Source organism: Fundidesulfovibrio soli (genome assembly GCF_022808695.1).
In the GTDB taxonomy this organism is placed as follows: Bacteria; Desulfobacterota; Desulfovibrionia; order Desulfovibrionales; family Desulfovibrionaceae; genus Fundidesulfovibrio; species Fundidesulfovibrio soli.
Genome location: NZ_JAKZKW010000002.1, coordinates 124,755 through 138,148, shown reverse-complemented (window position 1 = coordinate 138,148; position 13,394 = coordinate 124,755). Strand labels below are relative to the sequence as shown.

Sequence of the window (13,394 nt, the reverse complement as noted above, 5' to 3'; positions counted from 1 at the left end):
CCCGGCTCGGACGCCCTCAGCTATTGCTTAGGCGCTTCCGCCTGCTTGCCGGGGCGGGCGCCGCCCCACTCCGCCTTCTCCACCGCGTAGAACTCCCCGTGCCCCGGGAAGACCATGGCCCTGCGCCCGTTCTTGGCTACATTCGCCGCCACGCCGCGCATGAGCTCCTTGAGCATCCCCATCTCCCGCATGAACAGGGCGGAATCCGTGTTGGTGCTCGTCAGCAGGGACTTGTGCACCGAGAGGGCGTCGCGGTCCTTGGGGGAGAGGCTGCGCGGGTCCAGCAGGTAGTCCCCCGAGAACAGGTAGCCCCGCTGCTCCTCCAGAAAAAACACCTGCGCCGCCGCGTGCCCGCCCAGGCTCTCGAGCACGGTGAAGTCCAGGTCGGCCACGGCGATGCGCCCGATGACGCGGAAGCCCCCCATCTCCCCCTGCGCCGGGGCGAAGCCGGAGATGCGCTCCGGGGGCACCAGGTCGGTGAGCCTGCTCACCAGGCGGGTGAAGGGCCGGTTGATGCCGCAGAGGTCCCCGTGGCCCAGGGTGCGGTCCTCGCAGCGGAACACCTCGGCGCTGTCGGGGTGCATGAAGACCTCGGCCCCGAAGCGCTGCTGCAGCTTGCCCGCCCAGCCCGCGTGGTCGGCGTCGGGGTGTGTGGCCAGCACGGTGCGCACGCAGGAGGGGTCCAGCCCGTGGAGGGCGAGCCAGTCCATCACGTCGTCGAAGTAGATGCCGAAGTTGGTGTCCAGGAAGGTGGCGGCGTCCCCGTGCCTGAGCAGGTAGCTGTTGGCCCCCTCCGGGCAGGAGAGCATGTACATGCTCACCACAGGCGTGAGGCGCACAGGCCCGGTCAGGCGCAGGGTGAAGCGCTCATGGGTGGTGCCCACGGCCATGGCAGCCAGGCGCAGGATGTTGGCGTAGATCTGGGAGGCGGCCAGGGCCTCGCCCGATTCGCCCGACGCGCCACGGAACTCGTTCAGGGCCTGGCGCATGGCCCGCGAGGTGCTGAAAAGGTCCTCCAGGGCGCTCATGCGCTCCGGCGGCAGGGAGGAGCGCAGCTTGAACAGGAAGGCCTCCACTTCGGAAAGGCCCATGACCTCGTCCACGCTGCTGTCCGGCCCGCCCTGCCAGAGCACGTGATAGTGGTAGCCCGCCCCCGTCAACTCGCGCAGCAGCTTGGAGACCTCCTCCGCCCCGCTGGTGACCACCGAGATCTCGGCCATGCCGGGCTCGGCGTCGCCGTCGTAGCGCAGGTGGATGACGCTGGCGTGCATCACCTTGAAGCGCTCGGTCAGCGCGGCCAGTGCTCCGGGCCTGTCGTCCAGGGCCACCTTGAAGCTGAGCACCCCGGAGACGTCCGTGATGGCCAGGGGCGTCTCCTCCGGCTCGGGAGCTTGGCTCAGCATCCCCTTGGCGTTGAGGGCGTCCAGCACGGCCCCGATGCGCCGCGACTCCGGGCACTCCAGGGTCAGCTCCACCCGGCTCGGGTGTCGGCCGCGCTCGTAGAGCAGGCGGTGGATGTTCACGCCGTGGCCCGCCGCCAGCCGGGCCAGCTCGGCCAGGGCCCCGCTGCGGTCCGGCACGTCCGCCACGAACCCGGCCAGCCAGCGGGGGCCGTCCAGGCTCAGCACGAATTGACGGTCCTTGGATTCCACAGGCTCCATGCGCGCTCCTTGTTCATGCGGCCCGGGCCCCCGGCGGGTTGCATCCGGCCCGGCCCTGGGCTAGGGTTCTGGTATGGACGAGCAGAGACGACAAGGCAAGCCCGCAGCGGGCAGCAGGACCGAACTTTCCATCGCCATGCTGCCCCAGGACGCCAACCCCTACGGCTCCATCCACGGCGGAGTGATCCTCAAGCACATCGACGCGGCGGCGGCCATGGCCGCCATGCGCCACTGCCGCTGCAACGCGGTGACCGTCTCCATCGACCAGGTGAGCTTCCTGGCGCCCTCGCGCGTGGGCGAGCTGGTGACCTTCAAGGCCATCGTGAACCACGTGGGCACCACCTCCATGGAGGTGGGCGTGCGGGTGGAGTCTGAGAACATGTTCTCGGGCGACGTGCGCCACACCGCCTCGGCCTACCTGACCTTCGTTGCCCTGGACACCAACGGCAAGCCCACCCCGGCCCCGCTGCTCATCCTGGAGACCGACGACGAGCGCCGCCGCAGCGAGGAAGCCCAGAACCGCAGGCGCAGGCGCATCGGGGATTGCGCCTAGCCGGCCCGCTCCGGCCGGGGCGATCCTGGCCGCCGCCCCATTGCGGACGCCGCTGGGCGACGCCTTGTCGATAAGGCGCGCGGGTAGCGCTCGCTCCAGGCCCCGCCCCAATCCCGACCGTCACGCTCCGCCAGCGCTTGCCAAGCGCCCCGCTCCCGGCTATGGCCGCAGCCGTCCCCGCGTTCTCCAAGCGGGGCTCCCCAGAGGTTTCCCATGTCATTCAAACGCGTCAAGGCCGAGAAGGCCACCTATGCCCAGAAGGTCTGCGTGGGCCAGGCGGGCAAGCTCATGCGCCAGCTGGAGATGCTCACCCCGGGCTCGCGCGTGGGCGTGGCCGTCTCCGGCGGCGTGGACAGCTTCGTGATGCTCAACGTCCTGCGCCTGCGCCAGCGCATCGTGCCCTTCAAGTTCGACGTGCTGGCCCTGCACGTGAACCCCGGGTTCGACGTGGCCTCCCACGCCCCGCTCATCGAGTGGTGCGCCGAAAAGGGCGTGGCCCTGCACGCGGAAGTCACCGACCACGGCCCACGCGCCCACTCCCCCGAGAACCGCAAGGCCTCGGCCTGCTTCTACTGCGCCATGCTGCGCCGCACGCGGCTGTTCCAGCTCTGCGAGCAGTACGGGCTGACCCACCTGGCCATCGGCCACAACGCCGACGACCTGGCGACCACCTTCTTCATGAACGTGTTCCAGACCGGCAAGGTCCAGGGCCTCTCGGCCTCGGAACCCTTTTTCGGCGGCAGGCTCCAGATGATCCGCCCCCTGCTCACCGTGGAGAAGGACCACATCAAGCGCGCCGCCCGGCAATGGGGGCTGCCCATCTGGTCCAACCCGTGCCCGTCGGCCGGCAACACCCGCCGCTCCGACTTCGAGGGCTGGCTCAAGGAGATGTACGCCCGTGACAGGCGCTTCCGCGCCAACGCCTTCGGCGCGCTGACCCGCTGGCAGATTGACAGCGGCCTGCCGAAGCCATAACCGCGACCGCATCATGCCCCACTCTTCCGGCCTCGAACTCTTCAAGGACACAGCCAACCGCTACAGGCGGCTGAGCGTGCGCTGGCCCCTGGTGGCCGCGGCCGCGATCCTCTGTCTGCTGGTGCTGGCGGGCAACGCCTGGTGGCTCGCGGCCATGCTCTCCCGCCCGGCCCTGGAGGAGGAGCTGGAGGAGATCGCCAAGACCTCGGCCCAGCGCAAACAGGTGGCCCAGCGCATCATCGAGATATCCGGCGGCCTGGACGAAGGCACTGCCCGCCTGCGCGAGGGCGACGCGGCCCTGCGCAAGATGATCAGCCTGGACAAGGAGGCCCGGCAGGCCGCCGCGGGCGTGGACGCGGGCAACAGCGCCGCGGCCGACCCCAAGGCCCTGCTGGACCGCATGGAGCTCTCAGACAACTTCCTGCGCGCCCTTTCCAAGCGTGTGGAGCCGCGCAAGATCGACGCGGCGGCTCTTGGCAGGCTGCTCTCAGTGGGCCCGGCCCTTCCCGGCTCCGTGCCGGACGCCTGGCCGGTTCGCGGTGTTGTCTCCTCGGAATTCGGCGTGCGCCTCTCCCCCTTCGCCGGGCAGGAGGAATTCCACAAGGGCGTGGACATCATGGCCCCGGCCGGCACCCCGGTGCGCGCCCCGGCCCCTGGGCTGGTGAGTTTCGCCGGGGAGGACTCCGAGGGCAACATGACCGTGGTCCTGGACCACGGCGGTGGCTACGTCACCGCATTCTCCCACATGCAGCGCCTGGACGTCCGGGCCGGGGCGCGCGTGGAGCGAGGGGACTCCCTGGGCGGCGTCGGCCAGGACGGCCGCTCCACCGGGCCGCACCTGCACTACGAGGTGCGCTTCGCGGGCGTGCCCGTGAACCCGGCCGCCTACCTGGGCGGCGCGGCGCCCGCTCCCGGGAAATCGTAGCAGCCTGTTGAAAAACTCCCGCTGGCTGCGTTGCCCCGAAAAAGTCAAACCCTCACATATGCCTGATATGCTTCGGCCTTGACTTTTTCGTGCGCCTTGCCAGCAGGCTTTTTGAACAGGCTGCCAGAAGCGGCTAGTGCTACAGGCAGTTTGGCCCCATCGGGCCGCTTCCCTGAGTGGCCCACCATTTGCTAAGCTCCCCGCATGGAACTCTTCAACCTCCAGGCCGTCCAGTTCTTCAGCCTGTTCCTCACCATCATCCGGGTGAGCCTGGTGGTGTTTCTGCTGCCCTTCTTCGGGGCCGGGGCCATCCCCAACCCGGTCAAGGGCGCGCTGTGCATCGTGCTCAGCCTCGCCATCTGGCCCAGGCTCTCCTTCCCGGGCGAACTGCTGCCCCTGGACGCCCTGGGCCTGATCTTGATGATCGCGGGTGAGCTGGTGCTTGGCCTCGTTCTGGACATCATCGTCAACTTCCTGTTCTCGGCGGTGATGACGGGCGGGCATATGGTGGGCTTCTCCATGGGCTTCTCCATGATGAGCGTGCTCGACCCCATGACCGGCTCCTCGGACTCCGTCACCGCCCAGTTGCTCAACCAGTGCACCATCATGATGTTCCTGGCCATGAACGGGCATCTGTTCCTGCTCACCAGCCTGGCCCAGAGCTTCCAGCTGGTGCCGCCCGGGGCCTTGTTCATCACCCCCGCCCTGGCCGACTCCGTGCTCCGGTTCTCGTCGGAGCTGTTCGTGCTGGCCGTGAAGATCAGCGCGCCCGTGATCGCCGCGCTCTTTCTGGTGGACCTGGCCCTGGCGCTGGTCTCCCGCGCGGCGCCGCAGATGAACGTGATCCAGATCGGCTTCCCCGTGAAGATCAGCGTGGGTTTCCTGTTCATGACGCTTACAATGGCCGCTCTGGCGCACTACGTGGCCGACTTCATCGGGGAGCTTGGCCCCATGTACACGGCGGTGATGCACCGCATCCCCGGCAGGTAGCCCCATGGCGGAGAAAGACCCCAGCAGAACAGAACCGGCGACACAAAAACGCATAACCGACGCCCGCAAGAAGGGCTCCGTCGCCAAGAGCGCCGAGCTGCCCAAGCTGGCCGTGCTGCTCATGGGCGCGCTGGCCGTGCGCATGACCATAGGCACCTACGAATCGGAGATGACCGCCATCTTCCGCTGGTTCCTGAGCGACGGGATGCGCACCGAGATCACCATGAGCAGCGTCAACGCCATGCTGCTCGACGTCTGCATGCGCCTGGCCAAGATGCTTTTGCCCCTGCTGCTCATCATCGCGGCCACGGCCTACACGGTGATGCGCATCCAGGTGGGCAGCCTGTGGATCAACCACCTGGCCAACTTCAATTGGGGCAAGCTTTTCAACCCCATGAACGGCCTCAAAGCCCTGTTCGCCGACCCCAAGGCCCTGGTGCGCCTGGCCCGTCAGGTGGCCCAGGCCGCGGCCATCGCCATCGCCCCCTACATCGTGCTCAAGAAGGAGTTCGCCAGCTTCATCCCGCTGTTCTACAACAACGCCCACGGCCTGGCCGTCTACATCCTGCAAAGCTCCATGACCATGCTCTGGTACACCCTGGTGCCCATGGCCCTCATCGCCGCCTTCGACGTCTGGTACACCCGCTGGGACTACGCCGAGAGCATGAAGATGACCAAGGGCGAGGTGAAGGACGAGCACCGCAACGTGGAGGGCGACCCGCAGGTCAAGTCCAAGCAGCGGCAGAAGATGTTCGAGGTCATGGGCAAGCGCATGCTCAAGAACGTGCCCAAGGCCGACGTGGTCATCACCAACCCCACCCACATCGCGGTGGCCCTGCAGTACAACCCCCTCATCGCCCCGGCCCCCATCGTGGTGGCCAAGGGCGCCGACTACCTGGCCCAGAAGATCAAGGACATCGCCTACGACAACGGCGTGCCCGTGCGCGAGAACAAGCCTCTGGCACGGGCATTGTATAAGGATTCGGACGTAGGGGAGGTGATCCCCGAGGAACTCTTCCAGGCAGTGGCCGCAGTGCTCGCCACCCTGAACAAGTACCGCAACCGCATCCCCCGTTAGCTCTTAGGAAGGTGTCAAAAACATGGCCAAGACCGACATCCTGGACATAAACTACGCGCGGTTCTCCACCCAGGGCGACATCATGCTCGCGGGCGGCGTGGTGCTGATCCTCTTCGTGATGCTCGTGCCGGTGCCCACCCTGGTCATCGACCTGATGCTCACATTGTCGATCTCCATCAGCCTCGTGGTGCTGGTCACCTCCATGTTCATGACCTCGCCCCTTGAGTTCTCCATCTACCCCACGCTGCTCTTGGTCACCACGTTGATGCGCTTGTCGCTCAACGTGGCCTCCACGCGCCTGATCCTGCTGCACGGCGACGAAGGCACGGGCGCGGCGGGCCAAGTCATCCGGGCCTTCGGCGAGTTCGTGGTGGGCGGCAACTACGTCATCGGCGTGGTGGTGTTCCTGATCCTGTTCTCGCTCAACAAGACCGTCATCGTGGCGGGCACCACGCGTATCGCGGAGGTGGCCGCCCGCTTCACCCTGGACGCCATGCCCGGCAAGCAGATGGCCATCGAGGCGGACCTCAACGCGGGCATCATCACCGAGCAGCAGGCCAACAAGCGCCGCGAGATGATCCGCAAGGAGGCCGACTTCTACGGCGCCATGGACGGCGCGGGCAAGTTCGTTTCGGGTGACGTGAAGGCGACGATCCTCATCGCGGTCATCAACATTGTGGGCGGCATCCTCATCGGCATGCTCCAGAAGGGCATGGACTGGAAGACCGCGGCCTCCACCTACACCATCCTGACCATCGGCGACGGTCTGGTCTCCATCATCCCCTCGATCATCATCTCCACGTCCGCGGGCCTCATCGTCTCCCGCGCGGCCGCCGAGGCGCGCATGGGCGAGGAGTTCATCGCCCAGCTGACCTACCACCCCAAGGCTCTGCGCCTGGTCAGCGGCATCCTTCTGCTCTTCGGCCTGGTGCCGGGGATGCCCTTCATCCCCTTCACCGCGCTGGCCGGGCTCATGTTCCTGCTCGCCGGTGTGAGCCAGAAGCAGAAGAACATCCTTGCCGAAGGCCAGGCGGAGGACGAAAAGCCCAAGCCCCAGGAGCTTGAGACCCCAGAGGAGGTCCAGCAGCTGCTTCCCCTCGACGCCCTGGAGCTGGAAGTGGGCTACGGCCTGATCCCCCTGGTGGACGAGGACCAGAACGGCAACCTCCTGGCGCGCATCCGCTCCATCCGCCGCCAGTTCGCCCTGGACATGGGCGTCATCATCCCGTCGCTCCACCTGCGCGACAACCTGCAGCTCAAGCCGGGCCAGTACGCCGTGCTCATCAAGGGCAACGAGGTGGCCTCGGCCGAGATTCTCATCGACCACTACCTGGCCATGGACCCGGGCGACGTGAAGCACCGCATCCAGGGCGTGGACACCCGCGAGCCCGCCTTCAACCTGCCCGCGCTGTGGATTCCCGACGCCTCCAAGGAGGAGGCCATGCTGGCGGGCTACACCGTGGTGGACCCGGCCACCGTGATCTCCACGCACCTCACCGAGGTCTTCAAGCGCAACCTGCACGAGTTCCTGGGCCGCCAGGAGGTGCAGTCCCTGCTGGACAACCTGCACAAGCGCGCCCCCAAGGCCGTGGAGGAGCTGGTGCCCGGCGTGCTCAACCTGGGCGCGGTGCAGAAGGTGCTGCAGAACCTGGTGCGCGAGGGCGTCTCCGTGCGCGACATGCTGACCATCGTCGAAACTTTGGCGGACTACGGCCACGCCACCAAGGACCCCGACCAGCTCACCGAATACGTCCGCTCCCGCATGGGCCGCTCCATCGTGAAGCCCTTCCTCACCTCGGAGTCGGCGCTGCCCATCTTCACCCTGGCCCCAAACGTGGAGACCATCATCCGCGACTCCATCCGCCGCACGGACACCGGCACATACATGGCCATGGACCCGGGCTCGGCGCAGTCGCTCATCACCAACCTCAACCAGCACCTGGAGCGGGCCATGCTGAGCGAAGGCCAGCCCGTCCTGCTCGTGACGCCCACCTCCAGGCCCCACTTGGCCCAGCTTTTGAATAGGTTCATCCCGACGCTGCCGGTGATCTCACAGGCCGAAATACCGGCGGACATAAAGCTGCAATCCATCGCCATCATAGGACTGAGCCATGCGGGTTAAAACATTCAGGGGTACGAGCGCGGCGCTGGTAATGGCCCAGATCAAGAAGGAACTGGGCCCCGAGGCGGTCATCCTCTCCAACCAGACCCGTCGTGAGAACGGCATGTCCTACTGCGAGATCATGGCCGCCGTGGACCAGGACCTGGAGGTCCCCAAGCCGGCCAGCGAGGACGACCAGCTGCCCCAGGCCGCCCGCTCCCCGCGCGGAGGCTGGGAGAAGGAGTGGTGCGAGATCAAGGGCCACCTGAGCGCCCTGCTCAAGCCCCACCTGGACCTGGACGCCCTGCCCCCCAGGCTCAAGATGGCCATGCAGCACCTGGAGCGCGAAGAGGTGGAGGAGCCGGTGCTCACCGGGCTGTTCCTCAAGCTCAAGGGCGCGCAGAACCCCTCCCTGCTGGCGGAACTGGGCCGGGTCGCCACGGTGAAGCCCTACGGAGAGTTCAGGCAGAAATTCCAGCTCATGACCGGGCCTTCGGGCGCGGGCAAGACCAGCGCCCTGCTGCGCATGGCCCTGGCCGCCAAACAGGCGCACCCCAGCTGGCGCATCGGCATCGTCAACTGCGACGAGCGCACGGCGGGCGGAAAATCCCCGCTGAAGCGCTCAGCCGACCTTTCCGGCATCCAGTTCGCCGACGCCGCCGATCCCGAGGATTTCGACCGCATCCTCATCGCCTGCCGCAATTTCGACGCCATCTTCGTCGACCTGCCCGCCCTGCCCCAGGGCCAGACCCTGGAAACCTGGCTGCGCGCACGCAGCCTGACCGGCCGCGACGACGTGGCTGCCCACCTGGCCCTGCCGCCCCACTTCACCCCCGCGCACTACGCCCGGGTGTGGGAACAATATCGTTGCCAAGCATTGCAAAGCGTGGTCTGGACGAAACTGGACGAAGCCGGTACTTTCGGAAGCCTGATCAACGTGGGCCGCATGACGGAACTGCCCGCCTCGGCCTTCTGCTTCGGACCGGGCCTTACGGGAACCATGGCCGAAGCCGCCTCCCAGGCGATGTGGAAGATCGTCTTCTCCCACCAGATGCCCGGTGTTCAAGCTCCGGCGTCGCAAACCGTGGAACAGGCCGCGTAAACGGAATCCAGCCCATGCACTCGAAAAATCCGCCCCTTGTCTTCTCCGTCACCTCCGGCAAGGGGGGCGTCGGCAAAACCAACATTTCCGTGAACCTGGCCCTCTGCCTGGCCAAGCTGGACAAGCGCGTGGTCCTTCTCGACGCGGACCTGGGCCTGGCCAACGTGGACGTGGTGCTGGGCCTTGCCCCGGAGCTCAACCTGTTCCACCTGTTCCACCAGGGAGTCAGCCTCAAGAAGGTGCTCTACAAGACGCCCTACGGCTTTCACATCCTGCCCGCCTCGTCAGGCGTGGCGGAGATGCTCTCGCTCTCCACCGGGCAGAAGCTGGAACTGCTGGAGGCCATGGACTACCTCGAGGACAAGATCGACTACCTCATCGTGGACACGGGTGCGGGCATCAACGACAATGTTCTGTATTTCAACCTCGCCGCCCGGGAGCGCCTGCTGGTGCTCACCACGGAGCCGACCTCCCTCACGGACGCCTACGCCCTGATCAAGGTCATGCACATGAACCACGCCGTGAACCGCTTCCGCGTGGTGGTGAACATGGCGCAGAGCGAGAAGGCGGCCAAGCAGGTTTTCAGCAAGCTCTACGCGGCCTGCGACCACTTCCTCGATGGAATTTCTCTGGATTTTGTAGACTTTATACCGCATGATACCACGGTAAGGCAGGCGGTCATCCGCCAAACGCCATTTTGTCACATGGCTCCGGAAGCGCCTGCTAGCCTGAAGGTGGGGGCGATTGCCCGCAAAATTACAAGCTGGGACGTCGACGCGCAACTCGATGGAAACATCAAGTTCTTCTGGAAAAAGCTCCTCTTCCAAGAGCAGCCCGTGGCTTAGCTTCGAAGCCGGAGCCAAGTCTTGGCAGGACTTTGCCCAGGCGGACCGACAGGACATCGTCAGGCACTATTCCCCCAAGATCAAGCTTCTGGCGTTGCGGCTCAAGGCCAAGCTTCCCCCCAGCGTTGAACTGGGGGAACTGCTCAGCGCCGGAGCCCTCGGGCTCATGGAGGCCCTGGGGCGCTTCAAGCCCGAGATGGGCATCAAGTTCGAGACGTTCGCCGAGTCGCGCATCAAGGGCGCCATGCTCGACGAACTGCGCAAGCTCGACTGGTTCAGCCGGGGCCAGCGGCACCGGGTCCGCGTCATCGACGAGGCCATCCGTAAGTTGGAAGCGGTGTCCGACGCCACGCCCACCCCGGAACAGCTTTCCGGCGTCACGGGCCTCTCCGTCAAAGAGGTGACCCAGGCCATGGAGGCCATGCAGAGCCAGCTCTGCCTCAGCCTGGACGCCATCACCGAGAATTTGACCTCGTTCAAGCAACAGCAGATCGACAACGAGCCGTACAAATCTGCCGCGCTCAAAGAAATCGTTGACAAACTGGCGCTGCTTATTGATGAACTGACGCCACGGGAACAGCTTGTGCTCTCACTGTACTACGTGGAAGAACTCAACATGCGCGAGACCAGCGAGGTCATGGGCATCACTGAGGGCCGCGTTTCCCAGCTACATTCCCAGGCCCTTTCCAAGCTGCGCAGCAAGTTCCACGCGCAGTTCGGCATCGTGGAAGCGTAGCGGAAAGCGGCAGCCAGGCCCGGCGACACGTTTCGTAGCCTCCCCGCCGCCGGCGGGATACGCCAAAAGGAGACCATCATGGCCGTGAACAAAGACATGCGCGTACTCGTAGTGGACGATTTCTCCACCATGCGCCGCATCATCAAGAACATCCTGCGCCAGTTGGGCTTCACCAACATCATCGAAGCAGACGACGGCACGACCGCTTGGGAGATACTCAACAAGGACCGCATCGATTTCGTCATCTCGGACTGGAACATGCCCAAGATGCCCGGCATCGAACTGCTCCGCAAGGTGCGCGCCAGCGAGGAATTCGCCGCCATGCCCTTCCTGATGGTCACGGCCGAAGCCCAGCAGGAGAACATCATCGAGGCCGTGCAGGCCAAGGTCTCCAACTACATCGTCAAGCCGTTCACGGCCGAGACCCTCGGCCAGAAGATCGAAAAGATCTTCGACAAGTAATGACCGGCGGGGCCCTGCGCCCCGCCGATCCGCCCACCGCACGGATCACCCATGGCCGCGCCTCCGCCCCCAGACGACACCGCCCCCCCGGGCGGCTCCCGCGACGGAGTGCTTGACCCTGCCGCCCCCGACCAGGTCAAGGCCAGGCTCGACGACACGGAACTTTCCGCGGGTTCGCCCCGCGCCCAGCAGAAGGTCGAGCTGGACCTTGACGACGCCCCCTTCCTCGAGGACGAACCGGAGGAGGCCGCCCCCCTCCCCGAGATTCCCACCGCCCCCCCGCCCCAGGAGCTCGACGAGCCTCTGAAGCTGCCCTTCTGGAAGAAGAAGCTCGTGCTCATCGGCGGGGCGGCCTTGCTGCTTGTCACCGGGGCCGCGGTGTGGTGGTTCTTGCTGCGCACTCCGCCCGAGCCCCCGCCGCCTCCGCCGCCCCCTCCTGCGGAGGAACCCGCGCCGCCCGCGCCGCCTCCTCCGCCGCCTCAGCCGCCGGACGTCTTCGTGGAGCTCGCGCCCTTCGTGGTGGAAAAAGTGGACGCCAAGGGCGTGAGCAGGGTAGTCAACATCAAGCTCAAGCTCGTATACAAGCAGGACAGCCCCATTGTGCCCGAGCTGCAGCTCAAGGCTTTCCCCATCAGGGACGGCCTGTACTACAACCTGAAGAATAAGACTTTCAACAATCTGACCGACAAGGACGAGGTGGAAAAAATCCGGGAAGAACTGCGCGGGGTGGTGAACAACTACCTCAACTCCGGGCAGATCGACCAGGTGCTGTTCGACGAACTGCTGGTGAAATAATGGCGGACATCAACATCACGGCTCCCATCGCGCAGATGCCCAACCTCCAGGGTATGGCCGCCGCCCAGCTGGCCCACCCCGAGGTGCAGCAGGTGTTCGCCCAGCAGATGGCCCTGCAGATTCAGAAAGACCAGCAGCATCAGGTCCAGAAGGTCGAAAAGCAGGAAGCAGCCGTGATGGTGAAGGACGAGGACGCCTCCCGCCAGTCCGCCCAGCACCACCAGCAGCCCCGCCGCCAGCACCACCCCGCCGAAGGGGAGGACGCGCCTCCGTCCTCGTCGCCCTGGATCGGGCATCTGCTCGACAAGAAGGTGTGAACGTGTCTTTGCAGGAATGGATTCTTCTCGCCCTCACCGGCAGCGAACTCGTGCTGCTCATCCTGGTGGTGGGCTTCTTCGCCAGGCTCCGCCGTTCGGAGGATTCGCTCTCCGCGCTGCAGGCCAACCACGGCGAGCTGATGGGCAAGCTGGAGCGCAGCGCCAGGCTGGAGCAGGAGCTGCTTGAATCCTTCGAGGCGCGCCAGAAGGAGCTCATCCGCCTGGAGGACAAGCTCGACGCCCGCGCCCGCGAACTCTCCGGCCTGGTCAAGGTCGCGGAGGACATGACCCGCTCCCCGGACTTCCTGCGCCAGGTGGTGCTCTCCGGGCACAAGAAGGGCCAGACGCCCAAGGCCCTGGCCAAGGCCACGGGCCTGAGCCCGGACGAGGTGGCGCTGATCATCTCCCAGGCCAAATAGCGGGAGCCCCCGCGAGCGGAACCGACCATGCGCATCCAGGGCCAGGGAACATCCTTCGGGTCAGGCGGCAATCGCCAGGACTCCCAGCGATCCCGCCGTTTCCGCATGGCGCACCGGGCCGGGCAGAAGGTGCGCGGCACCGTTGTGGCCTGGCAGGAGCCGGGCCTGGCCTGGGTTGAGATCGACGGGCATCGCCTGTTGGCCACCATCAGCCAGGACGCGGCCCTGGGCCTGGAGCGGGCGTTCTTGATCGTGCGCCTGGAGCCCGACATCGTTCTGCGCGAACTCACCGGCGGCGCGAAAGGCCTGGACGTGCTGGTTTGAGCCGTGGAGTCGTTACGCGCGGCTCCATAATTTTTCTTGCCCTGTGCGGGGCCTTCAATCTACCACGAACAGACGGCCACATCCAAAATTCGTACACCCTTACCCTGTGAA

General features: G+C 66.0%; 15 protein-coding genes. 14 read left to right on the top strand and 1 reads right to left on the bottom strand.

Features of this window, described 5'->3' with window-relative positions:
- Positions 1-20: 20 nt before the first annotated feature.
- Positions 21-1,661 (bottom strand): MBL fold metallo-hydrolase, encoded by a 1,641-nt coding sequence (locus MLE18_RS04460; RefSeq protein WP_243367696.1) that lies wholly within the window; start codon positions 1,659-1,661, stop codon positions 21-23.
- A 73-nt stretch (positions 1,662-1,734) separates the two neighbouring features.
- On the opposite strand from MLE18_RS04460, the gene MLE18_RS04455 reads away from it, so the two are divergent.
- The 14 genes from MLE18_RS04455 to MLE18_RS04390 all read left to right on the top strand — a co-directional run bounded on the left by MLE18_RS04455 (position 1,735) and on the right by MLE18_RS04390 (position 13,283).
- The gene (locus MLE18_RS04455; RefSeq protein ID WP_243367694.1) at positions 1,735-2,214 is read left to right on the top strand and encodes an acyl-CoA thioesterase; all 480 of its coding nucleotides are present in this window, start codon (positions 1,735-1,737) and stop codon (positions 2,212-2,214) included.
- 213 nt (positions 2,215-2,427) lie between these two features.
- The gene (locus tag MLE18_RS04450) at positions 2,428-3,189 is read left to right on the top strand and encodes a tRNA lysidine(34) synthetase (RefSeq protein ID WP_243367692.1); all 762 of its coding nucleotides are present in this window, start codon (positions 2,428-2,430) and stop codon (positions 3,187-3,189) included.
- 13 nt (positions 3,190-3,202) lie between these two features.
- Positions 3,203-4,114, top strand: a complete 912-nt coding sequence (locus MLE18_RS04445) for a M23 family metallopeptidase (protein ID WP_243367691.1) — start codon at positions 3,203-3,205, stop codon at positions 4,112-4,114.
- Between the two features lie 204 nt (positions 4,115-4,318).
- Complete coding sequence (fliR, locus tag MLE18_RS04440; protein ID WP_243367689.1) at positions 4,319-5,104, top strand: flagellar biosynthetic protein FliR; 786 nt, start codon at positions 4,319-4,321, stop codon at positions 5,102-5,104.
- Positions 5,105-5,108: 4 nt separating this feature from the next.
- Positions 5,109-6,182 carry a flagellar type III secretion system protein FlhB gene (gene flhB, locus MLE18_RS04435; protein ID WP_243367685.1) on the top strand — a complete coding sequence of 358 codons (1,074 nt, stop codon included), beginning with the start codon at positions 5,109-5,111 and terminating at the stop codon, positions 6,180-6,182.
- Between the two features lie 22 nt (positions 6,183-6,204).
- Positions 6,205-8,304 (top strand): flagellar biosynthesis protein FlhA, encoded by a 2,100-nt coding sequence (gene flhA, locus MLE18_RS04430; protein WP_243367683.1) that lies wholly within the window; start codon positions 6,205-6,207, stop codon positions 8,302-8,304.
- Positions 8,305-8,335: 31 nt separating this feature from the next.
- Positions 8,336-9,385, top strand: a complete 1,050-nt coding sequence (locus MLE18_RS04425) for a flagellar biosynthesis protein FlhF (RefSeq protein ID WP_243367680.1) — start codon at positions 8,336-8,338, stop codon at positions 9,383-9,385.
- Positions 9,386-9,399: 14 nt separating this feature from the next.
- Positions 9,400-10,230, top strand: coding sequence for a MinD/ParA family protein (locus tag MLE18_RS04420; protein ID WP_243367678.1), 831 nt, complete (start codon positions 9,400-9,402; stop codon positions 10,228-10,230).
- Positions 10,172-10,966: a FliA/WhiG family RNA polymerase sigma factor gene (locus MLE18_RS04415; protein WP_243367676.1), complete on the top strand. Its 795-nt coding sequence runs from the start codon at positions 10,172-10,174 to the stop codon at positions 10,964-10,966. Before MLE18_RS04420 ends, MLE18_RS04415 begins: the two co-directional genes overlap by 59 nt.
- Before the next feature lie 78 nt (positions 10,967-11,044).
- A complete protein-coding gene (locus MLE18_RS04410) occupies positions 11,045-11,428 on the top strand; it encodes a chemotaxis response regulator CheY (protein ID WP_243312228.1) in 384 nt (127 codons plus the stop codon).
- A 51-nt stretch (positions 11,429-11,479) separates the two neighbouring features.
- Positions 11,480-12,223: a flagellar basal body-associated FliL family protein gene (locus MLE18_RS04405; RefSeq protein WP_243367674.1), complete on the top strand. Its 744-nt coding sequence runs from the start codon at positions 11,480-11,482 to the stop codon at positions 12,221-12,223.
- Positions 12,223-12,540: a hypothetical protein gene (locus MLE18_RS04400; RefSeq protein ID WP_243367672.1), complete on the top strand. Its 318-nt coding sequence runs from the start codon at positions 12,223-12,225 to the stop codon at positions 12,538-12,540. Before MLE18_RS04405 ends, MLE18_RS04400 begins: the two co-directional genes overlap by 1 nt.
- A 2-nt stretch (positions 12,541-12,542) precedes the next feature.
- Positions 12,543-12,959, top strand: coding sequence for a hypothetical protein (locus tag MLE18_RS04395; protein WP_243367670.1), 417 nt, complete (start codon positions 12,543-12,545; stop codon positions 12,957-12,959).
- Positions 12,960-12,986: 27 nt separating this feature from the next.
- The gene (locus MLE18_RS04390; protein WP_243367668.1) at positions 12,987-13,283 is read left to right on the top strand and encodes a hypothetical protein; all 297 of its coding nucleotides are present in this window, start codon (positions 12,987-12,989) and stop codon (positions 13,281-13,283) included.
- Positions 13,284-13,394 lie beyond the last annotated feature (111 nt).